General features: G+C 61.9%; 26 protein-coding genes and 2 tRNA genes. 8 read left to right on the forward strand and 20 right to left on the reverse strand.

From position 1 onward, the window contains the following. Window positions 1-9 precede the first annotated feature (9 nt). Window positions 10-636 carry an RAD55 family ATPase gene (locus BW940_RS07785; protein ID WP_076608627.1) on the reverse strand — a complete coding sequence of 209 codons (627 nt, stop codon included), beginning with the start codon at window positions 634-636 and terminating at the stop codon, window positions 10-12. A gap of 213 nt (window positions 637-849) precedes the next feature. Here BW940_RS07785 and pyrB point away from each other — a divergent pair, with 213 nt between their 5' ends. The 3 genes from pyrB (at window position 850) to BW940_RS07800 (ending at window position 3,480) form a co-directional block, all read left to right on the forward strand. Next, on the forward strand, window positions 850-1,800 hold the full coding sequence (pyrB, locus tag BW940_RS07790) for an aspartate carbamoyltransferase (protein ID WP_076608628.1): 951 nt from the start codon (window positions 850-852) through the stop codon (window positions 1,798-1,800). Next, window positions 1,793-2,281, forward strand: coding sequence for an aspartate carbamoyltransferase regulatory subunit (pyrI, locus tag BW940_RS07795; RefSeq protein WP_076608629.1), 489 nt, complete (start codon window positions 1,793-1,795; stop codon window positions 2,279-2,281). The genes pyrB and pyrI overlap by 8 nt, the downstream gene beginning before the upstream one ends. 359 nt (window positions 2,282-2,640) lie before the next feature. Next, window positions 2,641-3,480 (forward strand): hypothetical protein, encoded by an 840-nt coding sequence (locus tag BW940_RS07800; protein WP_076608630.1) that lies wholly within the window; start codon window positions 2,641-2,643, stop codon window positions 3,478-3,480. A 231-nt stretch (window positions 3,481-3,711) separates the two neighbouring features. Here the strand turns inward: BW940_RS07800 and BW940_RS07805 are convergent, their stop codons facing one another. The 5 genes from BW940_RS07805 to BW940_RS07825 all read right to left on the reverse strand — a co-directional run bounded on the left by BW940_RS07805 (window position 3,712) and on the right by BW940_RS07825 (window position 7,477). Next, the gene (locus BW940_RS07805) at window positions 3,712-4,188 is read right to left on the reverse strand and encodes a hypothetical protein (RefSeq protein WP_076608631.1); all 477 of its coding nucleotides are present in this window, start codon (window positions 4,186-4,188) and stop codon (window positions 3,712-3,714) included. 68 nt (window positions 4,189-4,256) lie between these two features. After that, window positions 4,257-5,024, reverse strand: coding sequence for an enoyl-CoA hydratase/isomerase family protein (locus tag BW940_RS07810; RefSeq protein WP_076608632.1), 768 nt, complete (start codon window positions 5,022-5,024; stop codon window positions 4,257-4,259). Between the two features lie 213 nt (window positions 5,025-5,237). Continuing rightward, complete coding sequence (locus tag BW940_RS07815) at window positions 5,238-5,912, reverse strand: helix-turn-helix domain-containing protein (protein WP_076608633.1); 675 nt, start codon at window positions 5,910-5,912, stop codon at window positions 5,238-5,240. Between the two features lie 147 nt (window positions 5,913-6,059). Next, a complete protein-coding gene (locus BW940_RS07820; RefSeq protein WP_076608634.1) occupies window positions 6,060-6,581 on the reverse strand; it encodes a molybdopterin-guanine dinucleotide biosynthesis protein B in 522 nt (173 codons plus the stop codon). 230 nt (window positions 6,582-6,811) lie between these two features. Continuing rightward, window positions 6,812-7,477 carry an MBL fold metallo-hydrolase gene (locus BW940_RS07825; protein ID WP_076608635.1) on the reverse strand — a complete coding sequence of 222 codons (666 nt, stop codon included), beginning with the start codon at window positions 7,475-7,477 and terminating at the stop codon, window positions 6,812-6,814. Window positions 7,478-7,782: 305 nt separating this feature from the next. Between BW940_RS07825 and BW940_RS07830 the strand changes: the two genes are divergently transcribed. Then, a complete protein-coding gene (locus BW940_RS07830; RefSeq protein ID WP_449406676.1) occupies window positions 7,783-9,318 on the forward strand; it encodes a hypothetical protein in 1,536 nt (511 codons plus the stop codon). A 188-nt stretch (window positions 9,319-9,506) separates the two neighbouring features. Here BW940_RS07830 and BW940_RS07835 read toward each other — a convergent pair. Then, window positions 9,507-9,580 (reverse strand) — tRNA-Lys (locus tag BW940_RS07835). Between the two features lie 171 nt (window positions 9,581-9,751). Here BW940_RS07835 and BW940_RS07840 point away from each other — a divergent pair. Further along, entirely contained in the window at window positions 9,752-11,200 is a 1,449-nt protein-coding gene (locus BW940_RS07840) for a DHH family phosphoesterase (RefSeq protein ID WP_076608637.1), read from the forward strand. 4 nt (window positions 11,201-11,204) lie between these two features. Here the strand turns inward: BW940_RS07840 and BW940_RS07845 are convergent, their stop codons facing one another. The 10 genes from BW940_RS07845 to BW940_RS07890 all read right to left on the reverse strand — a co-directional run bounded on the left by BW940_RS07845 (window position 11,205) and on the right by BW940_RS07890 (window position 22,675). Beyond that, window positions 11,205-11,498: a PRC-barrel domain-containing protein gene (locus BW940_RS07845; protein WP_076608707.1), complete on the reverse strand. Its 294-nt coding sequence runs from the start codon at window positions 11,496-11,498 to the stop codon at window positions 11,205-11,207. Between the two features lie 236 nt (window positions 11,499-11,734). Beyond that, window positions 11,735-12,877 (reverse strand): phosphotransacetylase family protein, encoded by a 1,143-nt coding sequence (locus tag BW940_RS07850; protein WP_076608638.1) that lies wholly within the window; start codon window positions 12,875-12,877, stop codon window positions 11,735-11,737. Next, the gene (locus BW940_RS07855) at window positions 12,874-14,970 is read right to left on the reverse strand and encodes an acetate--CoA ligase family protein (RefSeq protein WP_076608639.1); all 2,097 of its coding nucleotides are present in this window, start codon (window positions 14,968-14,970) and stop codon (window positions 12,874-12,876) included. Before BW940_RS07855 ends, BW940_RS07850 begins: the two co-directional genes overlap by 4 nt. An 84-nt stretch (window positions 14,971-15,054) precedes the next feature. Continuing rightward, entirely contained in the window at window positions 15,055-16,167 is a 1,113-nt protein-coding gene (locus tag BW940_RS07860) for a metal ABC transporter permease (protein WP_076608640.1), read from the reverse strand. Next, window positions 16,164-16,907 carry a metal ABC transporter ATP-binding protein gene (locus tag BW940_RS07865; RefSeq protein ID WP_076608708.1) on the reverse strand — a complete coding sequence of 248 codons (744 nt, stop codon included), beginning with the start codon at window positions 16,905-16,907 and terminating at the stop codon, window positions 16,164-16,166. The genes BW940_RS07860 and BW940_RS07865 overlap by 4 nt, the downstream gene beginning before the upstream one ends. Before the next feature lie 148 nt (window positions 16,908-17,055). After that, the gene (locus tag BW940_RS07870; RefSeq protein WP_076608641.1) at window positions 17,056-18,432 is read right to left on the reverse strand and encodes a metal ABC transporter substrate-binding protein; all 1,377 of its coding nucleotides are present in this window, start codon (window positions 18,430-18,432) and stop codon (window positions 17,056-17,058) included. Window positions 18,433-18,594: 162 nt separating this feature from the next. Further along, window positions 18,595-19,272: a hypothetical protein gene (locus BW940_RS07875; protein WP_076608642.1), complete on the reverse strand. Its 678-nt coding sequence runs from the start codon at window positions 19,270-19,272 to the stop codon at window positions 18,595-18,597. A gap of 233 nt (window positions 19,273-19,505) precedes the next feature. Continuing rightward, on the reverse strand, window positions 19,506-19,928 hold the full coding sequence (locus BW940_RS07880; RefSeq protein WP_076608643.1) for a hypothetical protein: 423 nt from the start codon (window positions 19,926-19,928) through the stop codon (window positions 19,506-19,508). Between the two features lie 93 nt (window positions 19,929-20,021). Further along, the gene (locus BW940_RS07885) at window positions 20,022-21,140 is read right to left on the reverse strand and encodes a YhjD/YihY/BrkB family envelope integrity protein (protein ID WP_076608644.1); all 1,119 of its coding nucleotides are present in this window, start codon (window positions 21,138-21,140) and stop codon (window positions 20,022-20,024) included. Window positions 21,141-21,205: 65 nt separating this feature from the next. Next, on the reverse strand, window positions 21,206-22,675 hold the full coding sequence (locus BW940_RS07890; protein ID WP_076608645.1) for an aldehyde dehydrogenase family protein: 1,470 nt from the start codon (window positions 22,673-22,675) through the stop codon (window positions 21,206-21,208). 206 nt (window positions 22,676-22,881) lie between these two features. Here BW940_RS07890 and dpsA point away from each other — a divergent pair, with 206 nt between their 5' ends. Then, window positions 22,882-23,427, forward strand: coding sequence for a DNA starvation/stationary phase protection protein DpsA (dpsA, locus tag BW940_RS07895; protein WP_076608709.1), 546 nt, complete (start codon window positions 22,882-22,884; stop codon window positions 23,425-23,427). Between the two features lie 187 nt (window positions 23,428-23,614). On the opposite strand, the gene BW940_RS21755 is transcribed toward dpsA, so the two are convergent. Next, window positions 23,615-23,782: a hypothetical protein gene (locus BW940_RS21755; RefSeq protein ID WP_173834865.1), complete on the reverse strand. Its 168-nt coding sequence runs from the start codon at window positions 23,780-23,782 to the stop codon at window positions 23,615-23,617. Window positions 23,783-23,896: 114 nt separating this feature from the next. Between BW940_RS21755 and BW940_RS07900 the strand changes: the two genes are divergently transcribed. Further along, window positions 23,897-24,409: a macro domain-containing protein gene (locus BW940_RS07900; protein ID WP_076608646.1), complete on the forward strand. Its 513-nt coding sequence runs from the start codon at window positions 23,897-23,899 to the stop codon at window positions 24,407-24,409. 155 nt (window positions 24,410-24,564) lie between these two features. Beyond that, window positions 24,565-24,987, forward strand: coding sequence for a universal stress protein (locus BW940_RS07905; protein ID WP_076608647.1), 423 nt, complete (start codon window positions 24,565-24,567; stop codon window positions 24,985-24,987). Between the two features lie 90 nt (window positions 24,988-25,077). Here BW940_RS07905 and BW940_RS07910 read toward each other — a convergent pair. Both BW940_RS07910 and BW940_RS07915 read right to left on the reverse strand, forming a co-directional pair. Next, window positions 25,078-25,252, reverse strand: a tRNA-Trp gene (locus BW940_RS07910). Between the two features lie 52 nt (window positions 25,253-25,304). After that, window positions 25,305-26,207: a DUF5794 domain-containing protein gene (locus BW940_RS07915; protein WP_076608648.1), complete on the reverse strand. Its 903-nt coding sequence runs from the start codon at window positions 26,205-26,207 to the stop codon at window positions 25,305-25,307. Between the last annotated feature and the right edge of the window lie 196 nt (window positions 26,208-26,403).

The following is a 26,403-nucleotide window of genomic DNA, read 5'->3' on the forward strand; positions in this document are numbered from 1 at the left end:
GGCTCCGGATTAGGCAATATCCCGGCTCGTGTCGATCGCCACTTCTTCCGTGAGTTCGAGTTTGATCGCCTCGGTCGGCTGGCCGCCGCCGCGGAACTTCGGGATCGTGAGGTGGCTCTCGAGTTCGGCACCCGTGATCTTCGTCCGGAGATCGAAGACGGCGTCGGCCATATGGATCGTCCGAGAACGGTTTTCGGGGGTCGACTCGCTTTTCAGGCAGTGTAACACGGCGATCGAGCCCGTCTCGAGCATCTGCGATTTGAGGTCGTTACAGAACTTGATATACTCGTCGGTGTCGGTTCGCTCCAACACGTCCATGGTGTCGATAATCAGGTTCGCGCCGTCGGGCAATGCGCGGATGAGCCGGGTTGCCTCCTCGAGCGGGTCGGCGCTGGTAACCTGTCTGACGGTCGGACTGCCGACTGCAGATGGGGAGACATCAATTGCGTGATCGACGGCGGCGTCAGAGCGTTCAGTCGTGAGATACAGCGTCCCGCGGGCAGCTGTTAGCTCGTATAAGAGTAGCTCCGACTGACTGGCCGGATCAGCGCTGTAGGCGACGATACAGCCCGGTGGCAACCCGCCATCGAGCTTCCGATCCAGCACGTCGATTCCGGTATCTAGCCGCCCGACCATTCAATTGTGACCAGTTACTGCAGCGTCCGAATAACTCTTTGGTTTCATGTTCAATCAGTTATTTAAGAATAGTGTACGCAGAAAAAGAGAGAGTCAGCCGACACCGATGGTGGTACCGGAACCCGCTTCGTGTCGTCGCCATCACGTATCACTCGAGTCATGGCGAGTTCGAATGGAGAGATTCAAGGGCACAGCAAGAGCCAACACGAACGAATGCGCCACGATCACCTCATCACGAGCAAACAACTCTCACGGGCGGACATCGAGACCGTCCTCGACCGGGCGGCCGAGATCGATGCCGATCCGTCGGCCGTCGCCAACCGACACGCGAACTCGGTGCTTGGACTCCTGTTTTTCGAGCCCAGCACGCGAACGAAGATGAGTTTCGAGACCGCGATGAAACGCCTCGGCGGCAGCGTCGTCGACATGGGCTCGATCGAGTCCTCGAGCGTCAAAAAAGGCGAGACGCTCGCTGACACCGTCCGCGTCACGGAAGGCTACGTCGACGCACTCGTCTTGCGCCACCCAAAACAGGGGTCGGCCGCCATGGCCGGTGAGTTCGTCGACGTCCCGCTGTTGAACGCTGGCGACGGCGCGGGCCACCATCCCACACAGACGCTGCTCGACCTGTATACGATCCGGGAGAACGCCGGGCTGGACGACCTCACAATTGGGATTATGGGCGACCTGAAGTACGGCCGGACCGTCCACTCGCTCGCCTACGCGCTGACGAACTTCGACACCCGTCAGCATTTCATCAGTCCCGAGAGCCTCCAGTTGCCACGCGAGGTCGTCTTCGACCTTCATCAGGAAGGCGGCGGCACACAGATCCGCGAACACGACTCGCTCGAGGAGATCCTCCCCTCGCTGGACGTGCTGTACGTGACCCGGATTCAACGCGAGCGGTTCCCCGACGAAAACGAGTACCAGAAGATCGCCGGCGAGTATCAGATCGACCTCGAGACGCTCGAGGACGCCCGCGACGAGTTGACTGTGATGCACCCGCTGCCACGGGTCGACGAGATCGCCCCGGAGATCGACGACACCGACCACGCGGCCTACTTCGAACAGGCCCACAACGGCATTCCGGTTCGGATGGCACTGCTCGATATACTGCTCGAAAACAACAGCGACGCCGACACTCGAGGTGAGACCGATGAGTGAGAACCACGACCACCACGACGGCCAGGACGACCACGAACTGCGGGTCAGCAAGATCCGAAGCGGGACCGTCATCGACCACGTTCGTGGCGGCCAGGCACTGAACGTGCTGGCGATCCTTGGGATCGACGGCACTGACGGTGAGGAGATTTCGATCGGGATGAACGTCCCTTCGGACCGATTTGCGCGCAAAGACATCGTCAAAGTCGAGGGCCGCGAGCTCAGTCAGGACGAAGTCGACGTCCTCTCGTTGATCGCCCCGGACGCGACGATCAATATTATCCGTGAGTACGAAGTGGTCGAAAAACACCGCGTCGAACGCCCTGACGTCGTCGAAGGGGTGCTCTCCTGTCCGAACTCGGCGTGTATCTCGACCGGTGACGAGCCGGTGGCATCCCGGTTCGAGGTGCTCGACGACGGTGTGCGGTGTGCCTACTGCGAGACGATCGTTCGGGACGAGATCCCGTCGCTGATCGATACCTGATCGCGGTCGTTCGAACGCGCGACCGACTGCCAACGATCAGCAAAACCGTCGACAACGCATCGAACGGCCGTCGCTCTGGCGATCGGTCGAATGCGACTCAGGGAGTCCGTCCTTCGCACCCAGAGAACTATCCAGAATATCTAAGTGTACACCGGCCGACCATCTAGGCGTACATGTCACGTACAGTCAAAATCCTGGTTGCCCTGTTCGTTATCGCTGTCCTCTGGAAAGTCGTCTCCGGCGACTCTTCGGACGTCGATATCGAAGAGATCGAGTACGAACCAGCAGAGTAACGTCTCGAGGCGACACTCCCCGTTCGATTCCGAACGGCTTACGAACGCGGCGCCGTACGATAAGCTATGTACGGCGTCGTCACGCGTAACGCTGAAGAAGTCCGGTGGCCGGAGTTCGACCGCGGATTTTACGAAGTCAAAGACGTGACCGGCCGGTCCGCCGAACCGATCGAAGACGGTGTGAACATGGTGTCCTGTTTCGGCGACAACGCCGCCGCGGACGCCGATCCGTCGCTCATCGCCGTCGACGACTTCGGACGACCGGCCACGCGGGATCGATCGTACTTCGACTGGGCCTATATTTGTCCGAGCCGCGAGGATTATCGCGAGGGCCTGTTCGACATCATCGACGACTGTGTCGAGGCCAACGAGGACGTCCGCCTCGACGACATCGGATTTCCGCGAGCCGAGTACTGTCGCTGTGGCGTCTGCGAGGAGTCGTTCAAAGCGAGCGAGTACGAGGATCGCTTCGAGTGGCGCGCCAGCGTCATCACCGAGTTCGTCGAGGAAGCCGTCGATCGCATCCCTGGCCGCGTCTACATGACGCTGTACCCCGACCCGTATCCCGGCCATCTCTACGAACGGGCCGGCATCGATCTCGAGGCTCTCGAGGAACACGTCGACGAGTTCGTCGTCCCGCTGTACGACATGGCCTACGAGACGACCTACTGGCTCGAGACGATCGCGAAGGGGTTCGAAAGCGCACTCGAGACGCCGTTCAATATCGAGTTATACGCGGTAAACATCGATATCGATAAGTTGATTCACGCGACCGAAGTCGCCGAGGCCTACGGAAACAACGTCTTCTTTGGCTACGAGGCGAGCAACGCACGAGGGGCGCTACGGCGTATGCGGGCGGACGAACGAGACGGTGTGACACACGGCGATCCGGAAACGGACACCTGATAACGCCGGTCGTCCGTCTCAGGAGTTGGTATCGTCCCGTTTTCGACATGCATCCCGCTGACATGGCGTCTCGCCGATGGCTGGGCCTCGAAACGACCGCTCGAGCGAGATGGAGCATCGTGACTCGTCGACTCGAGTGGTAACTCGCCGTCCGAGGTGGCTTATCGAACGAAGGCAACGGGTCGAGAATCAACTGACAGATCGCTGCTCGAGTCGTCGTCCGACGGGTGGCTATCGGGTTCGGGTGGTATCGTCATCGTCACCGATGAGGTCGTCGTCATCATCGCCGATCAGTTCATTATCGTCGTCACCGATCAGATCGTCGTCATCGTCCGTCATACCCTGATCGTCATCGTCACCGATGAGGTCGTCGTCACGCATCCCCGTGTCTCGATCGGTCTCTCGCCCGCTGTCTGTTTCCATCCCGGTCGAACGGCTGGTGCTGGTGGCACCGCCGCCTGTTCCCGAGAGGTCGCTCTCGAGGTGAACCGCATCGTCTGTCACTTGAGCGACGGAGTCCTCCTGGAGCGGGTACGCGTCTTCGTCGGTTCCGCCCCAGCCGAGTTTCGCTTTGATCGTATCGGTAATTCCGGGATCCGGTTCGACGTGTGCTGTGCCGTGCTCGACATCCGCGACGAGCCCGACTTCCTCGCCGTTGGCGTTGACGACGCGCTTGCCGATGTCGTCGTCAGTAAACTCAGATATCATTGCAATATACCAAACGCCTACCGGAAGGAAGTTGGTGGTGCTTGCGTTGGCTTGCGACGGCGACTGGCCTACGTCTCGAACTCCGGTTCTCGACCCTCGAGGAAGGCGCTGACACCCTCTTCGTGGGCGTCGGTGGTTCGGGCCTGTACCTGCAGCAGGTTCTCGTAATCGAGTGCCTCCGACCAGGGACGGGCCATGTTTTCGTGCATCGCCTGTTTCATCAGGCCGATGATCTCCGTCGGCCGCTTGCGCAGTTGGGCGACGGTTTCGTCGACTCGATCGTCGAGTTCTGCGGCAGGGACCGCGTCGTTGACTAACTCGAGGTCGGCTGCCCGCTCGGCACCGAAGAACTCGCCGGTGAACGCGAGTTGCTTTGCGGCTCGCAGGCCGATGATGTGTGGGAGCATGAACGTGCCGCCGGTGTCCGGGATCAGCCCAACGCGGACGAACGCACAGGAAAAGGTTGCGTCCTCGGCCGCGTAGGCGATGTCCGCGAGGGCGACGATCGCCAGCCCAGCCCCGATAGCGTCGCCGTTGACCTTCGCGACGATCGGAACGGGACACTCGAGCATCGCCTCGACGACGCGGCCGAACGTGTCGGTGACCGATTCGTAGGCATCCCGGGTCGACTCGGGGGCTTGCGACAGCGCCTGCATGTCGCCGCCGGCGCTGAAGGCATCGCCTTCGCCCATGATGACGATCGCGTGGTACTCCTCGACCGAGGCAGCTTCGATCGTTTCGGCCAGGCTTATGGCCGTCTCTTTCGTGAGCGCGTTGAGCGCGCCCGGTCGGTCGAATGCGATCCGGCAGATTCCGTCGTCACTGTCGACGTTCATGCTCGAACGGTTATCCGCACGATAAATAATGGTACTTGTTGATCGTCGGATGTTCAGCGGTCCACTGTGGTGCCACTCGAGTAACTGGTGTCGGCTGGTGGCCGAGCCACCGTGAACAACATCGAGCGGGACGGAGGACGTGGGTGTGGGCGTGTCACGGTCCGAATCGACGACCGACCGGCGGGCCCACCAGTCTATGGACAACAGACCGTCTCAGTCGGACGGCATCGGCGGTGCGACGGTTTCGTTTTCGGAGACGTTCAGTTCCGACGTGACGAGAGCCCGGTAGGCCCGACGAAGCCGTTCTGACAGAGCTTGATGGGAGATATCCAGCTCCTCGGAGAGTTCCTGCATCGATACTTCGCGGGGAATCTCGAAGTAGCCGTGATCGATCGCTGCGACGAGCGTTTCGTACTGTCGGGTGGTGAGCCCACACTGTGAGCTGGCTTCCTCGGCCAGATCGAACAGCCGGACGACCGTCGGTGTCACTCCCTCGTCGTCGAGCCGATCGTAGAGCGAACTGACACAGTCACGGTCAGTAAACCGAATGCTCAGCAACCACGTGTCACTCGAGGCCGAAGCACTCAGTACGGTTCCGCCTTCCTCGAGGACGACTTCGAAGACATCGATGGTGTCGGGTTCAAACTCGATGTCGTACAGCCACCGATCGTTGTCGTCGTCGCTATTGATCAGCGAGTACGCACCGACCGCGCCAGCCTTGTCCAGTGCGGTTTCGATCGCGTCCTGCGATGGTCCTGAGAGCCACAGCCCGTGGCCACTCGAGGCAATTACCCGCTCCATCTCACAGGTCAGCGACGGGACCGCCTCGAACAGTTCTCCGGTTCCGGTTCCATCGGCTGGAATCTCGATGTCTGCGATTGAGGTCATGTGTTCAGACAGTGGTACAGCGAGGATCCAGATAACCCCATTTCCAAAGCGATTAGCAACGACAATGGCGAATAACACGATCGCTGATCAATTGTACTGCTTACGGGGTCGGCACCTCGGCCGCCGTCCGACGGCCCTCGTGGTGGGTCACTCGAGGGGCGCAAGCGGCTCGAGTTCGAGGATCGCCTCCACGAGGTCGTCGATCCCGTCCGTACTGTGGCCGACCACCTCGCCGCCGACCGCAGCCGGATCGCGGTCTCCGACGAGAATCGTCGGCAGTGGGGCTGTTGTAAAGCCCTCGACGACGACGAACGCATAGCCCCGTCGCTCGAGGCGTACGAGCGTGCTCGCAAGCGCCTGCAGTTCGTGATCGTTGGACTCGGGCAACCGGTCACCGTCGGGTGCTGGCGGTGGGTCCCGTTTTCCGTGTGTGCTGATGTCGAAGGTGAGTTCGGGGGTGATCCCGACGACGGTCTCGGCACCCGCCGTTCGGTGGCGATGGGTATCGGCACCCGGCGTATCGATCTCGATATCGTGGTGGATCGATTTGACCGTTGCGACGCGCCCGTACGCGGCCAGTTTTGGCACGAGCTGCTCAACGAGCGTGGTCTTTCCCGAGTCGCTCGGCCCGGCGAGACAGACGACCCGAACTGTCGGCTCTTGGCTCATTGTGGCTGGGTTTGGGTGGCGGATACAAGATTTGTTCGACCGGTTGCGTTCGATACTGCGCTCGAGGCTCGACCGGCAGTCGAACGATTGTGGCTCGAGCGTCGCCTCCGAACGCGGCTGTACGTCATCGGGAGTCTCGTCGCCAGCCGGGTGTCGCTGCCCGGACGTGCAGTTCCGGCGCGGCCACGAACGGCAGACGGTCACGTCAAGACACGGGGACAGCCGCGGTATCAGAACAGTTCGACGCGAATCCCGTCGGCCTCGAGTTCCTCGGCGAAGGCCTCGGCGTCAGTTTCGACCGCCTCGAACGTGTCGTAGTGTTCAGGCAACACTAGGTCGGGCTCGATGCTGCGAGCCAACGCTGCCGCCTCGTGGCGGTCCATCGTGTAAGTGCCGCCGATCGGTGGCACAAGTACGTCCGCGCTGATCGACTCGTGGTGCTCGAGGACGTCCGTATCCGACGGGAAACAGATCGTCGTCCCCGACAGCGTGAGAACGAGGCCGATGACCTCTCCCTCAGCGTGGAACGGGTTCCCATCGTCGTCGACGTGGTCGCCCTCGGGGTCGTTGTAGGCGGGCATTGTCTGCACGTCGATCCCGTCGACGGTCGTCTCGCCCTCGAGGGGCAGGTCGATGACGTCGAACGCGAGGTCGGCCGTGTCGACCGCCTCGTAGACCGCGACCGTGGCATCCGGCCCCGCAACGGCCTCGATTCCGTCCGGATCGTAGTGATCGAAATCGTCGTGGGTGACCATCACGATATCGCCGTCGCCTGGCTCGCCCTCGAGGACGTTGCTCCACGGGTCGACGTAGATGACGAGTCCATCGTCGGTCTCGAGGCGTTTGCTTGCGTGGCCGAGTCGCTCGAACGTGATTCCGTCATGGGTGACAGGCATGCTCGCTCGAGACATACGCAGTCGTAGTTCTTATATTTCGTCACAAGCGGTCACGATATCGAGACGACCGACTGGATAGGTTTCTGATGTATCTCTTGACAGTCGGTTATTTGTCAGTACTGACGTCACTATTGTCCTTCGAATCAGCACAACTGTTGCACTCGTCATTAGTGCCGACCTATTCGCGTACTTCTCTGGGAAGCGCTCGAAGGGCCGCTGTGCCACCTATCGCTTCCGGGGGATCGTTTCCGCACCAGAACCGTTTCACAAACTGTTCGGATACTGTGACAGTTTCGGGACGGATTATGACAGATATAGATAATATAGTATATCGCCGAACGGCAGACGTGACTTCGAACAATTCACACCGTCAGTTCGGTCGACGGTCGTATTTGAGAGGCTGTCTCGTCGGGCTTGGGACGCTTTCGGTCGCCGGTGTGGCGTCCGCAGACGGTCTCGAGGAAGGCTACGAGACCGTGGTCGACGTCGCCGAAAAAGGGGCGGATACCGAGGGCACCGAATCGATCACGCCAGTCTTGCGAGACCTCGTCGACGACGACACGCTCCTCAAATTCCCGCCGGGGCGGTACTACATGGACGAACAACTGCGGTTCACCGGGTTCGAGAACGTCGGCTTCGTCGGCGAGAACGCGACACTGGTTCCGGCGACCTATCACGAGTTCGACGGCCCACAGTATCGCCTGTTCCGGCTGGGCACCAGTGACAATCCCGGTCGCAAGCTCCGATTCGAGCAGTTCGACGTCGACCAGACCGCCGCGGAGACGGGGATTCGAGTTATCAACGCCGAGGTCGAAGACGGTCTCTCCGTTCGCGACGTCACAGTCTACGGCGTCCACGACAGCGGAACGTGGGGGCCGGGACTGTTCAACGTCACCGACCCCGACGGCGAGGGCCTCGTCCACTGCTTCCGTGCGCCCGACGGTGCTGCCCACATCGACGAAACACCAAACCAAGGGAACATGTGGCGCGGTGCGACCGGCATCACCGTCAATCAACACCACCGCGGGACGCTCGTTTTCAGGAACTGTACGCTGGGCGGATTCCCGGACAACGGCTTGTACGCGTCGAACGAGACCGGTCGAGTCGGTGTCGACGGCGGCCGCTTCCAGAACAGCGGGACGGCCTCGATCCGTCTCAGCGGAACAGCCGGGAAGATCGCGGACGCGACCGTCGTCATCGACGAGAACCCACATGGATCGAACGGCCAACACGCGATCCGACTCGACGGTGGGGATCAGTTCGAACTCGACGGCCTCATCGTCGATCTGCCGCGGCCCAACGGCGACGCGATTAGGATCATGCGCGACGTCGACGAAACGTCGATTACGAACTCACAACTCACCATCGGTCAGCAGCCGAACAACGGCATTCGAATCGATGCCGGAGCGGGGCCGACATCCATCGAGCGCGTCGATATCGACATCGACGGGAGCGCCAATGCAGTGCGGATTCTCGGCCGAGACGCCGGTGTGGTCGATCTTGAGGGCGTTCAGATCACCGGCGACGCCAGGGGGACCAGAAATCGTCACGCGATCTTCTGCGAGCGAAACGCGTGCCGGTTCGTCGATCTCTCGATCGAGCAGTCGGGCGATGATAAGCGACGCGGCCTCGAACTCCGCGGCGAGGATTCCCTCGTCGCCGATAGCGAGTTCGAGACGACACACACGCCGATCGTCGTCAACGGCGCGGACGGCGTCCGGATCGAGAACTGTGTCGGCCGATCGCTCGAGGACGGCTCCTCACTCCGTCTTACGAGTGACTCCGGGTCGGTATCGCTCGCTGATAACGAGTTCCCCGACGGCGTCCGCGACGATCGATGACGTCGTCGATACCGCCGCTGTGTGTGATCGCCTCGTGATTCGACTCGCTCGAGTCGCTTTGCTCGGCGTAAAAGCGGGCCGGGCGCGATTGTGAACTCCGCCCAGAAATGCTCGCTCCGCTGCACCTTTCTGGTCTAGTTCAAACCGCGGAGCCGTTTTGCCACTCGCGAGTTTGCTCGTGGCAAAAGCGGGCCGGGCGCGATTTGAACACGCGACCGTCTGATTAAGAGTCAGACGCTCTGCCGGACTGAGCTACCGGCCCTGTACCACATACTTTCGGATAGGAACTAAAATACGTTTCCTTTGGGCGGCGTTATGCCAGAGAGCAACAGGCGCTGTGCTGCCTCGAGTCACCCGCTCATTCCCCGACAAATCCGTCATGATGTAATACTCTTCGGGAGCATTAAGTGTGGTCGGGCCGACCACTCGACCAATGAGTACGGGGGTTACAATCTCGTCGATCTCTGACTACGCGATCTTGGGCTGTGGGAGCGTCGGCTACGCCGTCGCAGAGGAGCTCGTCGAACAGGGCAAAGACGTCCGCATCATCGATCGTGACGAGAGTCGTGTCGAGTCACTCCGCGATCAAGACTTAGACGCCCGTACCGCAGACATCCGCGAGCCCGAGGCGGCCGAACTCGTCGCCGACCGCGACGTTGTTCTCATCCTCGCCTCGGACGTCGAATCGAACAAACGCGCCGTCGAACACATCAGAGCCGCCGACGACACCCAGTTCGTCGTCGCCCGCGCGAGCGATCCCGTCTCCGGGGACGAACTCGAGGAACTCGGCGCGGACATCGTCATCAACCCCTCCTCGGTTATCGCCGAGTCGGCGCTGCGTGCCCTCGAGTCGGGCGAACTCGAGTACAACGCGGGCAAACTCGCCCAGCTGTTAGAGGAGACGGAGACGCGACTGGCGATCGTCACCCAGGACAGCCCGGATCCGGACTCGATCGCCAGCGCGGCGGCGTTACAGGCGGTTGCCGACCATCTCGGGATCGACTCCGATATCATCTATCTGGGCGATGTCGGCCACCAGGAGAACCGTGCGTTCGTCAATCTGCTGGGGATCGATCTGGTCCAGTGGGACGAAATCGAGGATCACTCGATATATGACACCGTCGCACTCGTCGATCACGCGACGTCGACGGAGATGGATCTCCCGGTCGATATCGTCATCGACCATCACGAATCCGACGCGGAGTTCGAACCGGAGTTCGTCGACATTCGACCCAACATGTCCTCGACGTCGACGATCATGACGAAGTACATCCAAGAGTTCGATATGAACGTCTCCGAGGAAGTCGCGACGGCGCTTCTATACGGTATCCGCGCGGAGACGCTGGATTTCAAACGCGACACGACCCCCGCCGATCTCACCGCCGCGGCCTATCTCTACCCGTTTGCGAACCACGATACCTTGGAGCAAGTCGAGTCGCCGTCGATGTCTCCCGAAACGCTCGACGTCCTCGCCGAAGCGATCGCCAACCGCGACGTCCAGGGGAGTCATCTCGTCTCCAACGCCGGCTTAGTCCGTGATCGGGAGGCGCTGACCCAGGCCGCGAGTCACCTGCTGAATCTGGAGGGCGTCACCACGACCGCCGTCTTCGGCATCGCCGACGAGACGATCTTCCTCGCGGGGCGCTCGAAAGACATCCGCATCAACATCGGCAAGGTGCTCGAGGACGCCTACGGCGAGATGGGTGAGACGGCGGGCCACTCGACACAGGCCAGCGCCGAGATCCCACTCGGCATTTTCACTGGCATCGAAATCTCGGAGGATACCCGGGACACGCTGCTCGAGTTGACCGAAGAAGCGGTCAAACGGACGCTGTTCGACGCGATGGGCGTCGATGGCAGCGAAGGCTCGAACGGCAGCTAGATCGTTACGCGATCAGTTCGTCTTCTTCGTCGTCGGGTTTGCGGACCCGTTCGACAACGTCGTTGATCAGGATCACGTCGCCGACGGACCGGACCCATCGGTAGGGGACGATGACGCCCTGACCACCGTGGGCGGCATCCGCGAACAGTTCGGAGTTCAAGTTGCCGAGTGCGAGTCCGGTCACGGCTTCGCCGTCGACGTTCAGCCGCAGGTCTTCGACGTCGCCGACGAAGACGCCGTTGTTCGAGTACACCTCGCGTCCGACGAGAGAGGTAATCTCCTGGGGAGTATCGTCCATGTCTGGCTTCATGCAGGGTGGACTCTTAATTCTTGGTCAGACGTGACAGTCACCGAGCGTCGGGTCTCGGTCTTGGCGAGAACAGTGTGGTATCCACACGGGTGATACGGTCTGCTGTACCGATGTACCGCCGATCACCAGAAACAGGGTCGGTGATCGGCGGGAATTGACGACAGCAGTCCGTCTGACACGGGCCACCGATCACGTACCGGGTAACGATGGAGGGTGCGTTGTCTTCAGTGACTCCCCTCGATGTCGACGCCCAGGATCGAATCGACCGTGGCGTGGTCGGTGAGGAGCTGTTCCATCCGGTCGACCGTTTCGACGTTGCGTGTCCGCCCGCTTCGGACGATGTCCTCCGCGCGCTCGACGGTGGTGAGAGTGTCCGTCTGTACCGAGAGGATCGGCGTTTCGCTCTCCGTCGCCTGTCCGATGATCGTTCCCGACGGCCGGTGGCCGCCGGTCAAGATGAGACACCGAATGCCGGGGGCCTCGAGCGCAGCCGTGTGGATCTCGGCGCGGTCGCCGCCGGTGATTACGGCGGCATCTTTCGTTCGGCGGAAGTGACGCAGGGCGCTGTCGCCCCCCATCGCGCCGACGGTGAACCGTTCGATGTAGGCGTCTTGTCCGGCGTCGACGAGCGTCGACGCACCGAGTTCATCCGCCAGTTCCGCGACGGTCACCCCCGAAAGCGTCCGCTCGCTCGGAAGGACGCCAAAGACCGGGATCCCCTGCCCCTCGAGGAAGGGGACGACGTCGGTCTCGAGGGGATCGTAGACGGCGTCTGCGATGTCGTTGAAGATGACGCCAGCGAGTCGGTCGCCGAAGGTCTCGGCCGCGGCCACGACGTCGTCGATGTCGCTGGGGACCGCGTAGGGGGCGACGAGGACGACGCGGGCATCCAACAGGGCCGCGATGGCAGCGTCAGTGAGGTCGACGATGCCGCCGATGGTGTACTCGCCACCGCCCTCGAGAAACAGCCGGTCGGTGCCGTCTGCGAGCGTTTCGAACGCCTCCGAAACGCGCGCTCGTAGCTCCGTCGGGTCCTCGCGGCCGCGGATGGCCTGCTCGATGAACGTCGGCGAGTAGACGATCGGCTCCAGATCGTGCATCTCCGCCTCGAGATCGAGCAACTCGCGGGCAAGCAGTGGGTCCTCGTCGAGGGTTTTCCCGACGTTGCTCTGCAGACGGGTCCCTTTCGGTTTCATGTAGCCGACGCTGTCGCCCTCGCCCTGTGCGATACGGGCAAGCGCGAGCGTGATGGCGGTTTTGCCGGTGCTTTCCTCGAGCGAGCTGACGAGGATGGTGTCGGGGCTGGCGTCGGTCGGTTCGGTGCGCTCGGTGTCGTCGTCAGTTTCCGTGGGTTCGGTGTCGGTCATAGGGTCTCCGTGTCGACGGTAAGTCTGAGGTCGATCGCCTGTACGCCATCGGGGCCGGCCACGAGCGGATTGATGTCGAGTTCGAGGATCGCCGGGAAATCCGTCACCAGCTGTGAGAGCCGCTGGATGGTCTCGACGATAGCATCGATATCTGCGGGATCGCGCCCGCGAGCGCCGCGTAACAGCGGCGTCGCCTGAATCTCCTCGACCATCTCGTGGGCCTCGCTCTCGCCAATTGGGGCGACCCGAACCGACGTATCCTCGAGGATCTCGACGAAGATGCCGCCGAGACCGAACAGGAGAAGCGGGCCGAACTGCGGATCGCGGTTCATTCCGACGATCGTCTCGGTGGCGACGTCAAGGTCGACCAGTTCCTGGACCTGCACGCCGAGGATCGTCGCGTCGGGCTGGTAGTTACGCGCTCGAGCGACGAGGTCTTCGTAGGCGTCGTAGACGTCGTCGTCGGCGACGCCGACTTTCACGCCACCGATATCCGACTTGTGGGAGATGTCGGGGCTGACGATTTTCATGACGACGTCGCCGTCGATCCCAGACGCGACCTCGCATGCCCGCTCCGGATCGTCGACGATCTCGCCGTCGGGGGTCGGAATGCCGTAGGCCTCGAGGAGAGCCATCGATTCGACGCCCAGCCGGTTGTCGTCGCGGTCGGCTGCGCGCGCCAAGATCTCACGGGCGCGCTCGCGGTCGACGTCGAACCGTTCGGGCTCGTCGATCGTCTGTTCGCGAATATCGCGGTACTGAGCCAGCGCGTCGAGGCCCGAGACCGCACGTGCTGGATCGAAGTAGTTCGGGATCCCGAACTCGCGGAGGACGTCCTCGGCGGCACGGGCCCGCTGTCCTCCCATCAGGGAGGTGACGACGGGCGTCTCGTACGCGTCGCGTTTCTCGATTACGGTCTCGGCGAGGGTGTCGTACTCGAGGACGGCCGTCGGCGCGCTGACGACGACCGCGCTGCCGACGTTCGGATCGCCGAGTGCGATGTCGAGTGCCTCACCGAAGCGCTCGGCGTCGGCGTCGCCGATGGCGTCGATCGGGTTGTAGACGTTTGCCTCCTCGGGCATCGCCTCGCGCAGTTCGTCGAGCGTCTCGTCGGTAAAGTCGGCCATCTCGAGGCGCGCGTCGCCGACGGCGTCGGTCGTCAACACGCCGGGGCCGCCCGCGTTCGTGACGACCGCAACGCCGTTCGAATCGGGTTCAGACAGTCCCGACAGCGCCCGCGCATAGTCGAACAGCTCCTGGACGGAGTTGGCCCGAATCACGCCGGCCTGCTCGAGGCCGGCCTCGTAGGCCCGCTCGCTGCCGGCAATCGCGCCCGTGTGTGAGGAGGCGGCCTGTGCGCCGGCGTCAGTGCGGCCGGATTTGACGAGCACGATCGGCGTCTCCTCGGCCACCTCGCGGGCCGCCTGGATGAACGCTCCTCCGTCGTCGATCCCCTCGAGATAGCCGATGATGACGTCCGTGTCAGGGTCATCACCCCACTCACGGACGAAGTCGGTCTCGTCGAGGACGGCCTTGTTGCCAAGCGAGACGACGTCCTGAAAGCCGATCCCCTGCTCGTTGGCCCAGTCCAGGACGGCCGTGATGAACGCGCCGGACTGGCTCATAAACGAGATCGAGCCCTCGAGGGCGGTTTCGGGGCCAAAAGAGGCGTTCATCTCGTTCGGTGTCGACATAATCCCGAGACTGTTGGGGCCGACGACGTTGAGGTCGTGTTCGTCGGCGAGCTCGCGCAGTTGGCGCTCGCGTTTGGCTCCCTCGCTGCCCGTCTCCGAGAAGCCGGCGGTGATGACAACGACGTTTTTCGTCCCGGCCGCGGCGATATCGCGGATCGACTCGATCACGATATCGGGCGGGACGACGACGACCGCCAGATCGATCGGCGGCGCACTCGACACAGCTGCATAACACTCGAGCCCGAGGATCTCGTCGCGACTGGGGTTTACCGGCACGACCTCGCCTACAAAGTCGTCCTGTAGGTTCTCGAGGATCGCGCGGCCGACAGCACCGTCGCGGTCGGTCGCACCGACTACGGCGACGGTCTCGGGATCGAACAACGCGGATAACCGTCCCATCGCTCGATGAGTCGACCCGAGAGGAATTAAAGGCGTGCCCTGCTCCCACCCATTGGGCACACGTGTGTTCGTTGGACGCTAGTCTCAGTGCATCGTGATCGACGACCCGGTGCGATCCGAGACGGCGATCGCAAGCACGTAGAAGCCGATTGCAACGACGACGATCGAGCCACCGGGTGGGAGACTCGCGCCGATCGAGAACGCTAACCCACCGAGGATCGCGGCTTGACCGAACAGGACCGAGAGATACAGCGTTTCACGGAAACTCTGAGAGAGCTGTGACGCGGTTGCGACCGGGATTACGAGCATCGCCGCGACGAGAATCACGCCCAGAATCTGCATCGCACCGACGACGACCACGGCAGTCATCACAATCAGCAGCGTATTGTATCGATCGACATTGAGACGTGCAACACGGGCAGCCTGTTCGTCGAACGTGATGAACAGCAGTTGCTTGTACGTGATGGCGATGACGGCGACGACGGCCACGCTGAGGACGGCGACCATCTGTGCCCCCTCAGGACTGACGATCGAAAGGCTCCCGAACAGAAAGCCCTCGATGTCGACCGCCATCGAGGCGAAGTCCCGGCCCCAGCTGATGAGCAACGTCCCGACCGCAAAGCTGCCGCTGAGCATGATCGCGATGGGAACATCGCCGTAGGTGTTCGTCCGTTCGGTCAGCTTCTGGAGTCCGATCGCACCGAGTGCGCTCACGACGAGCGCGACGAGCAGCAACGAGCCGTCCCAGCCGGTCACGGCGATGAACAACAGCCCAATGGCGACACCTGCGAACGCCGTATGGGCGAGCGTCTCGCCGATGAGTGCCATCTGGCGGTGAACCAGATAGGTGCCGACGAGCGGCGCGACGACGCCGATGAGCACGCCCGTCGCGAGCGCCCGCCACATGAACGGATGCTGGAAAACGTTCGTCCCGAGATAGAAGTCCATCCACTCTCCGACAATTAGAAACTGACCGAACAGCATGTCCGCAAGCGGGCCGACACCCGTCCAGCCGGGTGCGAACCGAAGCCAGTCGAACAAAATAAAACCAATCATCGCGACCGCGAGCGCAGCCGTCGCGACGATGCCGGCGAACTCGAGGCGTTCCCGTTTCGAGCCCGCGACGAACCATCCGAGTCCACCGGTCGCTCGAGCGACCGATTCGCCGTCGTCGGACCGTTTCGTGTCGAGGCTCATGAGTGATCGTGCTCGACGACGCCGTGGGCAGCGCCGTAGGCCTCGGCGAGTGCCTCGCTCTCGAGGAACGAGACGGTGTCCCCGTGATGGTACAGCTCTTTGTTGATACAGGCGATTTTGTTCACGTGTTTGGTGAGGATATCGATGTCGTGTTCGATGAGAATAATCGAGATTCCTTGTGTGTTGAGATCATCAAGCAAGCCGTAGAACTGATCGCGAGACTCGGCGTCGACGCCGACCGTTGGCTCGTCGAGCGCCAGCAGGTCGGCTTCAGAGGCAAGCGCCCGGGCGATGAACGCTCGCTGGCGCTGGCCGCCCGAGAGCTGGTTGATCTGGCGGTCGGCCAGATCAGCGATATCGACGGTCTCGATGGCCTCGTCGACGATTTCGTAATCGTTCTCGGACAGCCTCGAATGACCGACGTGTGCAAACCGCCCCATCGTCACCGCTTCGCGGACGGTAATCGGCATCGTTCCGCCCCTGTCGGTCGATCGCTGGGCAACGTAGCCGATTCGTTCGCCGTCTTCGAACGCCTCGGCCGGTTCGCCGAACAGCTCAATCGAGCCGCTATCGGGCCGCTGTAAGCCGAGCATGAGATGTAACAGCGTCGTCTTTCCGGAGCCGTTCGGACCGATCAGCCCGAGGAAATCCCCTTGCTCGACCGACATCGAGATGTTCTCGACGGCGGTCTTTTCGCCGTAGGCAAACGTCACGTCGTCGATGTCGATCACCGGTTTCACTGTGGTCTCGACGGACGTTCGACCGGCACTGTGTTGAGTGCTTCCATCTGCTGGCTGCTCGCGATCCGTTATCGAACCGACCCGTGAATCGGGCGAACTATCGGCCGAAAGTACTCCCGTAATCGCCCGTCGAACCCCATTCATGTGCTCACTCATCGAGTGCCTGCTGTAAGGAGGGAATGTTGATTTCTCTCATCTGCTCGAGATATCCCCAGTCGCGCTCCTGCCACTCGCGTGTGGTCCCGGACATGGGCGTGATCGGTTCGGCGTTCGTCGCATCGCTTTCCTCGAGCAGCGTCTGTGCCTCGCTCGGGATCTCATCCTGTGACCCAGTTTCGAAGGGATCGTAGAGGATCGTATTGATGTCGTGAGTCTCGATCACGTCGATCAGATCGGCGACGGCTGACGGCGACATTCGTTCGTTCGGCGAGATTCCTACCGGCGTCCGGAAGTCGAAACCGTACCGGTGTTCGAGATACTGAAACGAGTCGTGGCCGACGAAGACGGCCACATCGCGCTGGGCAGTCTCGGTGAGTTCTCGAAGCTGGTCATCGATCGCCGACAGCTGCTCGATGTATGCCGTCGCGTTCTCTCGGTAGGTGTCTTCGTTGTCGGGATCGGTCTCGGTGAGCGCGTCGGCGATCGTCTCGACGATTCGCTGGGCGAGTACCGGATCGACCCAGACGTGCGGGTCGTGGAACTCGTCTGCCCCCTCCGATAGCTCTTCGACGACGTCAACTCCGAGCGCTTCCTCGTCGGTCTCGAAGACGACCTCCCCGTCGCGACGAAGTTGGAGGATGACCGCGGTCGATCCGAGGGCCGTGCCATGAAACGCCACGTGATCTCCGTTCGATTCAATCTCGACGACACCGTCCTCGGCTCCGTCGGCGAGTCGAGCGTCGAGTTGGAACTGCTCGTCTGCTCCCAGCGGGAGGACCCGTCCCTCAGTGTCCTCGATCACGACTCCGATCGGGACGCTCTCATCGAGCGGAACGTCGGGAATCCCGCCATGCCAATGTTCGATGTGCCAGTAGCCGAGCACCTCGTTCGATCGAAGATCGACGTGATCGAACTCATCGAGTTGCAGGTCCTCGAGGACGAAGTCGTGGTCCGTGTCGGGTTCCGGAACCGGCTCCGCGTCGAACGGGAGTAGATACGGCCCTAATCCCTCGAGCCCATCGATCACGGTGACACTGTCATCGTAGTCCCGCTCGAGGTCCGATACGATGTCCTGTGCCCACGAAAACTCGGGCGTATCGAGATAGACGAACGCCTCACTCGAGGCGATTTCCGGAGCGAGGTTCCCGTCCGGCTCCCAGCCATGGCCCATCTCGCCCGCGTCGATAGGGTTCTCGAACGCCATCTCATCGCCGCCGACCTGATTGGCCCAGTCCCAGAGCGCAAAGAAGGAAGCATATCCACCTTCCCCGCCTCCGCTGTCGGGACTGCTTAGACAGCCAGCGAACGCACCCAGTGAGACGGCACCAGCACTACGTTTGAGTACTGACCGCCGTGTCAGATCCATATCGGACGGTGGAACCGCGCGACTAAAAGTATTATTATTCTAAAAGCCTTAGTTAATAACACGTGGTAGCACGATCGGGTCCGTTGGTAACCGCCCGAGAGACGGGATGGCCGTTGCTCGACAAGCACCAAATCGGCAAAAACCGTCGTCGAACGCTTCCGATCAGGCGGTGCTGGCGAGTCGAAGCACCGTCGTTCCCTCGTGAATGTCGACAACGTGGTAGGCTTCGATCCCGTCACAGCCGTCGACACCGGATTCCTCGTGTTCTGTGTGACCGTCGAGCGCCTCGAGTGTCCCTTCGACATCGGTGAAAAAGGCGAAGGTTCCGTCCTCGTCGCTCTCGAACCCAACGTACCCTTCCTCGCCTTCGATCGTGACCTCGTATGGCTGGTGGGTCTCCGAGATCGTCGGCGCGTCCTCGGCCGACGAGCCCGCAGTCAGCGACTCGGACTCGTCGTAGTCCATATGGCCGCAAGCATGGTCGATATCGACCCCATGGTCGTCGTGGCCGTCGTCATGGTCGTCGTGGCCGTCATCATGGTCGTCGTGACCGTCGTCATGGTCGTCGTGGCCGTCATCATGGTCGTCGTGGCCGTCATCATGGTCGTCGTGACCGTCGTTATGCTCGTCGTGACCGTCGTTATGATCGTGGCCACCGACTCCTTCCACGAGAAGGGTCATAGTCGACTCTGTCGTTTCGTCACCGTTGCCGCCGTTGTCTTCATCGCTGTTGTCTCCGTCGTCGTCGTCACCGAGACAGCCCGCGGCACCAATGAGCGCGATCGAACCGGATGTTGCAAGCAGCTTTCGGCGGGATGTCGAGTGTGGGTTTGTCGTCATGAGGAGTTACCAGCAGTTGCTTATGACTTGTTGGTAATGAACTTGACGATATTATTAACAGGAAACAATGCTATACAGATCAATAACAGATACTGGTATAGAAGAAGCGACAGTGACTAACTCGAGCAACTCCGTCGGCCGACGCGACTGCTGACGACTGTCTCATCGATTTCTGATAACACTGCTACTCTGGATGCTCGCCGCGAGATGGTACCAGTATTCGCACCCGAATCTCACCGGAGGGATATATCGAGGCAAATCCCGTCCCGGCGTCGATACGCCGGCGGCTGTTCGGGATCGTCATCACGGACGACCTCGAAGGCATCGAACCGAACGACGAGCCGCCCCGGTTCGATCGTCGCTCGCAGTATCGGGCCACGACTCGTGACGACGACGTACGGCGGCGCTGGGACTGGCTGGGCGCGCAACTCATATCCCATCGCCGCGACGACGTCTGCAAGCACCAGTGGGAGCTGCTCGAGCAGGCCCGTCGCCTCGAGTGCCGACCGAAGCCGCTCGGAAACCGCATCGCTATCGGTGGTCCGGGCGGTGTCCCAGGGCTCGGCGACCTGTTCCGCACAGTGGGCGATTCCCTCGATGATCGCGGCATGTTCGTCTTCGATCCGTCGTCGAGCGTCTCGTACCGGGCGCGACACGACTGTGCGTGCGTGGAGGAGTTACTAAGCTGTCCCGACTCCATCAGCGAGCGCAATGCCCACCCATCGAGACCATCGCCGTCGGGATCACCGTCAGTTTCGTTTGCTGACCGCGATATTGACTGTCTGGACGCGATTGAGCACCGCTTGCGCGAGCTGTCGCCACGCCGGTTCCTGTCGCGTCTGGACCTCGAGTTCGGTCCGCAACCGTTCGTTTTCGGCCTCGAGCGTGCTGGTCGTCTCCTCGAGAGCCGTCACTCGGTCCTCGAGACGGGCTCGACGCTCGCGCTGGGCGTGCAGGTCGAGCCGGAGCTTATCGCGTTCGCGCTCGAGCCTGTCGGCACGCTCGGTGAGGCACTCGCGTGCACGTCGATCGTCGTCGACGAACGGTTCGGTCGCGTCCGACTCGGGCTCGTCGCGTTCGGGCTCGAGATAGCCGGTTCCGATCGCGTTGACGACGGCACCCGACAGCAGGATCACTCCGCCGAAGTAGAGCCACGTCAGCAACAGGAGGATGGCCCCGACTGGTCCCGCACCCTCCGAATCGGCGGCAAAACTCACATAGACACGAAAGAGCGACTGAAGTGCCATCCAGCCGACGGCTGCGAGAACGACGCCGGGGAGGATCTCCCGCCGAGTGGCATCGACGTCAGGGAAGTAGTAGTACATCGGGTAGAACGCTGCCGTGAGAACGACGACGAGGAGAAGCGACTGCACTACGCCCAGCCCCGGAATCGACGGCAGGAACGCGAACGCGATGCCCGTGGCGGCTGCCACGACCAGTGCCCCGCCGATCGCACCGAAGACGATCAGCGCATCGCGGAGTTGTTCGACGAACGAGTTCTCCCCAGTTGTGCCGTAGATCTCCGAAAACGCCGTATCGAGCCCTCGAAAAATCTTCAGCGAGCCCCACAGGAGCACGACGACCCCGATCAGTGACGAGCCCGCCGTCGCGGGCGAGTCCTCGATAGCGTCCTCGATCAGCAACTGGCCGCTTTCGGGGAGAAATCCCTCGGTCGTTGCCGTGACTTCGGCCGCAAACGTCTCGTCGCCGACGATCGTGACGAGAAAGAACACCAGCACGAGCAACGGCAGTAACGAAATAAACGCCTGATACGCGATACTCGCGGCCATGAACGGGACGTTCTTTTCCTGGATCCCGCTGACGACCGTCTTTCCGAACGAAACCGCGTCTCGAGCGGCAGTGGACATACGGAAGAAAGCGGAACGAACCGTCATAGGCCGTCGGCTTGCAGCAACCGTGTCCGTTTCCGTTTTCAGAGCACGATACTCTTCTTGCGCATCATTGCGTGGATGGAGGCGTCGAGCCCCTCGCGACCGATGCCGGAGTCTTTGTTACCACCGAAGGGAATGTCGCCGAGACCGTGACTCGGTGCGCCGTTGATCCGGACCGCACCGGCATCGATGCGCTCGGCCATCTGCATCGCGCGCTTGTAGTCGTTCGTGAAGACGGCCGCGTCGAGTGCGAGGTCGGAGCCGTTGGCGAGCTCAAGCGCCTCGGCCTCGTCTTCGAAGGTGGTGATGGCGGCGATCGGGCCGAACTGCTCTTCGTCGACGATGCGGGCGTCCTGGGGGACGTTCGCGAGCAGCGTCGGCTCGAAGAACTGGCTGCCGAGTTCGTCCGGGACACCCTCGGGGGCGCGGCGTTCGCCGCCACGGACGATTTCGGCTCCTTTCTCGACGGCGTCCTCGACGAGTTCCTCGACCCAGTCGGCCTGATCTTCGGAGATAAGCGGGCCGAGCGCGGTGTTCTCGTCGAAGAGGTCACCGGCTTGCCAGGCGTCCATCTGCCCGTCGATCAGGTTGACGAGGTCGTCGTGGACGTCTTCGTGAGCGAGCACGCGCGAGATGGCCGAGCAGCGCTGGCCGGCGTACTTGAACGACCCCTTCGCGCAGTTGCCCGCGACGTCGGTGAGATCAGCGTCGTCGAAGACGATCGCTGGGGCGTTGCCACCCAGCTCCATGTGGAGGTTGACCATGCCGCTCTCGCGGGCGACGTGTTTGCCAGCGCCCGAGGAGCCAGTCATGGCGATCGCGTTGATGCGGTCGTCACCCGACAGCAGGTCTCCGATCTCGCTCGCCTCGCCCGGGACGAAGTTGAACGCCCCGTTCGGGATGCCGTCGACGTCGGCGATGACGTCCGCGAGGATCGCAGCCGAGATCGGCGTCTTGCTCGCGGGTTTGAGCAGGACGCTGTTGCCGGCGGCGAGTGCAGGGGCAACCTGTAAGGCCGTCGTCGCCAGCGGATAGTTATACGGCGTGATACAGAGCACTGCACCGATCGGCTCGTGTTTGACGATCGCCTGCCAGCCCTCGTGGCCCTCGGTCGAGCCTTCGCGATACTCGCCACTACTGACGACGGTTCGGGCCTCTTCGGCCGCGCGGTCGAACCGCGTCGCGGCCTGTTCGACCTCGCCGCGGGCCGATGAGATCGGTTTGCCAGCCTCGCGGACGATGACCTCTGCGAGTTCCTCTTCACGTTCACGAAGCCCTTCGGCGATCGTCTCACACCACCGCGCGCGCTCGACGACCGTCGTCTCCCGCAGTTCGGGTTTGATTTCGTGGGCCGCCTCGAGTGCGGCGTGTGCCGTTGCTGGGTCCGTGGCGGCGACCTGTGCGAAGCTGCCACCGTCGGCGAGATCTGAGACCGAGATGACGCTCTCGGTTTCGAGCCACTCCCCGTCGACGTAGATCCGCTCTCTCCGCTGTGCGACTCTCGTTGCCATACGAACTCCTTGAACCTCCACCCTAAAAATGTTTACTCATACTTGAAAAAATACAATCGCGGTGTAACGTAGTACGCACTATTTCGCGCACGTTCTATATACGGAAATCTATCAGCAGCATTCAAGAACAATAGTTTCTGTATATAGAAAAAATATTCCGTCATGGGTAATCTTTAAGTGGAATGCGCGTGTACCTGTGTAATACGATGAGCACCCAGAAGACCGTCCGTCAGCAGGCCGACACCGTCGAAGAAAACGAGCTTCGTCTCGAGCAAGACAAAGCCGAACAGCTCGTCGATGCGCTGAATACGGAGTTGGCAAACGCGTATGTGCTGTATCACCAGCTCAAAAAGCACCACTGGGTCGTCGAGGGTGCGGAGTTCCTACCGGTCCACGAGTTCCTCGAAGAGGCCTATGAACACGTCGAGGACGGCGCAGACGTCATCGCCGAGCGCGCACAGGCCCTCGGCGGCGTCCCCGTCTCCGGTCCGACCGCCCAGGAGCGACGGGCGACCGTCGAGTTCGAGGGTGAGGACGTCTACGACGTCCGCACGATGTTGGAAAACGATCTCGAAATGTACGGCGATATCATCGAATCGATGCGCAACAGCATCGAACTCGCCGAAAACCTCGGCGACTACGCCACCACCGAGATCCTCCGTGAAATCCTCGTCACGCTCGAGGAAGACGGCCACCACTTCGAGCACTACCTCGAGGACGACACGCTGGTGCTCGAAGAAGCAACGAAATAACAGGTCGGACGGCGACGGTAACGGTCGAGGTTCCATTTTCAGCCGGTCGAACACGAGATGTCACCAGCCCGTCAGCCCGTTCTTTGACGAGCGTCGCGATCAGACGACGGAGCCACACCGGTCGCTGAATGCGGTCACAGCATGAAACGTGATCAGCGGACCACCAGCCCTCGATCGATGTGTTTGTTCAGGGCTCGAGATCGACAGTAAAATCCGTCGCGATCCAGCCGTCGGTGTTGTCGCGTTCGGTAAAAACCATTTTGCCGGGGCGGGTCTCGTGGCTAGTCACGATTACTGCCGACTCTTCCGGTTTCTCGTTGGGTTCAGCGTCTTCCCGTCGGGCAGGCACGTCCATTACGTGGACTTAGGCGAGCCTAAATCTAAAAAGGTTTTGGTCGGCCTAAGTTTATACCATCCCCACGCGTCCCCGTGGCACACTTTCAACTCCGTCGCGCTCGTTACCTCGAGTATGGAGTTCGACGTCGTTCAGGGCGATATCGCCGCACAGTCCGCCGACGCGCTCGTCAACGCTGCCGGGACGAGTCTCCGGATGGGCTCTGGCGTCGCCGGCGCGCTCCGACGTGGCGCGGGCGCGGAGCTCAACGAGGAAGCCATGTCGAAGGGGCCGGTCGACCTCGGCGCGGTCGCGGTCACCGACGCCTACGATCTCGACGCCGACTACGTCATCCACGCCGCCGCGATGCCCCACTACGGTGATGGGCAGGCAACTGCCGAGAGTATCCGTGAGGCGACGCGGAACTCGCTCGAGACGGCCGACGATCTCGGCTGCCGATCGCTCGTGATCCCGGCGCTTGGCTGCGGTGTCGCCGGTTTCGACCTCGCCAGCGGTGCCGAGATCATCGGCGAGGAAATCAGCGCGTACGAACCGGCGTCGCTCGAGGACGTCCGGTTTATTACTTATACTGACGAGGAGTACGAGACGATTCGTTCGGCGATCGATGGGAATCACAGTCGAGACTAAACGAAGCGCGTGATTCGATTCGAGACCGACCGTCGACAACCGCTCTGCCCCCGTCGCTTACGGCGTGGCGGGAACTGGGTACTCGTTTCTATACATTGAGAATTGCTACCAGCTTTACTATGGTCTGTCTCCCATCAGTAAGTGGGTGAACGATAATGTACGATACGATCCTTATCCCGACCGATGGAAGCGAACAGGCCGCTCGTGGCGTCGAGCAGGGTCTAAACCTCGCCACACAGTACGACGCAACGGTCGTGTGTCTCTACGTTGTCGACGAACGTCGCCACGGGCGACCGCCGGCGCTCGGGAGCGTCGAGGCCGAACACGAAAAAGTCGAGGATGAGGCCACCGAGATGCTCGCAGAGATCGAAGCACGTGCCCAGGACCTCGGACTCGAGGTCGACTGCGAGTGCTGTCGAGGGCTTCCGTGGGAAGAGATCATCACCCACGCTCAGCAGCACGATGCCGACCTGATCGTGATGGGGCGTCGAGGAGCGACCAACGATCGGGGAACACCGCTGGGAAGCGTCACCGAGCGAGTGATACGGCTCACCGAGATTCCCGTCCAGGCAGTCTGACGGTATCGCGATCAGGGGTTCAACTCAAACGCTGATATCTTCGCCTGAACGACAGCGAACTCGCTCACGAAGTTGTTCGCGGTGAGGAAATGGGGTCGGAGGGATTTGAACCCCCGATCGACTGATATCTCCGGTGCGCCTCGGAACTCCAGAGGGTCATCACACGGACACTGATCAGGTGTCCGATCAGTATATCAGTCTGGAGTGTCGTCCCGGGCGCGTTGCCTCTGGAGTCAGTCGCCATCCCTGGCTTGGCCACGACCCCTCGTCATCCAGTTGGGGGATGTTACCTAAAGTGGTTTCGATTCGGAACCGCGTTACAGCCACGGGGCGCGGCCCTCGGTATCCGTCGAATCGTCGCCCGGATACGTCCCCTCGTCGGGTTCGTCAACTGGCTCGAGGTCCACATCGTCGAGTTCCGGCTCCCCGTCGCCGCCGTCTGCTACCGGTCCACTGTCGTCTTCGGGGGTGTCGTCCGACGGACTCGAGTCGCGCTCGAGTGGCAGATCGATCGCGAAGACGGCGGCGACGACCAGCGCTGCGAGGGGGGCCTGCCCGAAGGCCATCCCGAGCATCGAGAGCGGGAGCAAGCCGAGCGCGACGGCGCTGCCGAAGCGGAAGCGGTCAATGTCCATGTATTCGCGCAGGTACGGCCCACCGAGGGCTATCGAAAGCGCGAAGCCGACGCCGACGCCCGCGGCGAGGACGGCGTTGGCAACGAGTGCGGGGTCGTCCATCACGACGATGGATGCGCCGTTAGGGTCGAAACTCGCGACGAGTCCAAGCCCGATGATGACGACGGGGTTTGGCAGATACTCGCCGATCGTCGCGCTGGCGGTTTTGGCCGCGATGGCGAGGATGACTAGTGCCGCGAATCGCGTGATGATGACGTTATCGAGGACGCTGCCGATCGCCGGCGCGAGAGCGGCCTGGACGGCCGCAAGCAGTATCAACGGGATGCCGACCACCAGGACGATCGCCGTCTGTTCACGCGGCGTACCGGTCATATCCGCGAGGATCACCGCAACGGTGGCGCTACCACCGAAGATCAACAGCCCGACCTGGATCGCGCCAAGTGGATCGTCCAACGCGCCCGCGAGGATCAACGCCGGAAAGACGCCGTCGATCAGCGGCAGCATCATCACCAGCGCCAACAACCGCGCGTCACCACCGACTACCCGCTCGAGACGGAGGGCAACCGGGTGTCGTGACGTACTCATCGGTCAGGGCCGATGGCCATGACCCGAGGCCGGTGGGTAATAGGGTGGACGATCCCGAAGGGAGTGGTGGGTGAGCCACCAGTTCGTCCGATTGCGACCTCGTGCTGTGAGTTTTGTATGCTGATTCCCGAATGTAAATTTGGAGGCGGAGTGACGGCTCATCCGACCACCGGTTCGGGATTCACTGGAACTCACA

Origin of the sequence: Natronorubrum thiooxidans, assembly GCF_900156475.1 — an archaeon.
Taxonomy (GTDB): Archaea; Halobacteriota; Halobacteria; order Halobacteriales; family Natrialbaceae; genus Natronorubrum; species Natronorubrum thiooxidans.

What these genes read in the sequence shown, in the direction of transcription:
- BW940_RS07785 (WP_076608627.1), bottom strand. Translation starts at nt 636, where the DNA reads ATGGTCGGGCGGCTAGATACCGGAATCGACGTGCTGGATCGGAAGCTC.
- pyrB (WP_076608628.1), top strand. Translation starts at nt 850, where the DNA reads ATGCGCCACGATCACCTCATCACGAGCAAACAACTCTCACGGGCGGAC.
- pyrI (WP_076608629.1), top strand. Translation starts at nt 1,793, where the DNA reads ATGAGTGAGAACCACGACCACCACGACGGCCAGGACGACCACGAACTG.
- BW940_RS07800 (WP_076608630.1), top strand. Translation starts at nt 2,641, where the DNA reads ATGTACGGCGTCGTCACGCGTAACGCTGAAGAAGTCCGGTGGCCGGAG.
- BW940_RS07805 (WP_076608631.1), bottom strand. Translation starts at nt 4,188, where the DNA reads ATGATATCTGAGTTTACTGACGACGACATCGGCAAGCGCGTCGTCAAC.
- BW940_RS07810 (WP_076608632.1), bottom strand. Translation starts at nt 5,024, where the DNA reads ATGAACGTCGACAGTGACGACGGAATCTGCCGGATCGCATTCGACCGA.
- BW940_RS07815 (WP_076608633.1), bottom strand. Translation starts at nt 5,912, where the DNA reads ATGACCTCAATCGCAGACATCGAGATTCCAGCCGATGGAACCGGAACC.
- BW940_RS07820 (WP_076608634.1), bottom strand. Translation starts at nt 6,581, where the DNA reads ATGAGCCAAGAGCCGACAGTTCGGGTCGTCTGTCTCGCCGGGCCGAGC.
- BW940_RS07825 (WP_076608635.1), bottom strand. Translation starts at nt 7,477, where the DNA reads ATGCCTGTCACCCATGACGGAATCACGTTCGAGCGACTCGGCCACGCA.
- BW940_RS07830 (WP_449406676.1), top strand. Translation starts at nt 7,783, where the DNA reads ATGACAGATATAGATAATATAGTATATCGCCGAACGGCAGACGTGACT.
- BW940_RS07840 (WP_076608637.1), top strand. Translation starts at nt 9,752, where the DNA reads ATGAGTACGGGGGTTACAATCTCGTCGATCTCTGACTACGCGATCTTG.
- BW940_RS07845 (WP_076608707.1), bottom strand. Translation starts at nt 11,498, where the DNA reads ATGGACGATACTCCCCAGGAGATTACCTCTCTCGTCGGACGCGAGGTG.
- BW940_RS07850 (WP_076608638.1), bottom strand. Translation starts at nt 12,877, where the DNA reads ATGACCGACACCGAACCCACGGAAACTGACGACGACACCGAGCGCACC.
- BW940_RS07855 (WP_076608639.1), bottom strand. Translation starts at nt 14,970, where the DNA reads ATGGGACGGTTATCCGCGTTGTTCGATCCCGAGACCGTCGCCGTAGTC.
- BW940_RS07860 (WP_076608640.1), bottom strand. Translation starts at nt 16,167, where the DNA reads ATGAGCCTCGACACGAAACGGTCCGACGACGGCGAATCGGTCGCTCGA.
- BW940_RS07870 (WP_076608641.1), bottom strand. Translation starts at nt 18,432, where the DNA reads ATGGATCTGACACGGCGGTCAGTACTCAAACGTAGTGCTGGTGCCGTC.
- BW940_RS07875 (WP_076608642.1), bottom strand. Translation starts at nt 19,272, where the DNA reads ATGACGACAAACCCACACTCGACATCCCGCCGAAAGCTGCTTGCAACA.
- BW940_RS07885 (WP_076608644.1), bottom strand. Translation starts at nt 21,140, where the DNA reads ATGTCCACTGCCGCTCGAGACGCGGTTTCGTTCGGAAAGACGGTCGTC.
- BW940_RS07890 (WP_076608645.1), bottom strand. Translation starts at nt 22,675, where the DNA reads ATGGCAACGAGAGTCGCACAGCGGAGAGAGCGGATCTACGTCGACGGG.
- dpsA (WP_076608709.1), top strand. Translation starts at nt 22,882, where the DNA reads ATGAGCACCCAGAAGACCGTCCGTCAGCAGGCCGACACCGTCGAAGAA.
- BW940_RS21755 (WP_173834865.1), bottom strand. Translation starts at nt 23,782, where the DNA reads ATGGACGTGCCTGCCCGACGGGAAGACGCTGAACCCAACGAGAAACCG.
- BW940_RS07900 (WP_076608646.1), top strand. Translation starts at nt 23,897, where the DNA reads ATGGAGTTCGACGTCGTTCAGGGCGATATCGCCGCACAGTCCGCCGAC.
- BW940_RS07905 (WP_076608647.1), top strand. Translation starts at nt 24,565, where the DNA reads ATGTACGATACGATCCTTATCCCGACCGATGGAAGCGAACAGGCCGCT.
- BW940_RS07915 (WP_076608648.1), bottom strand. Translation starts at nt 26,207, where the DNA reads ATGAGTACGTCACGACACCCGGTTGCCCTCCGTCTCGAGCGGGTAGTC.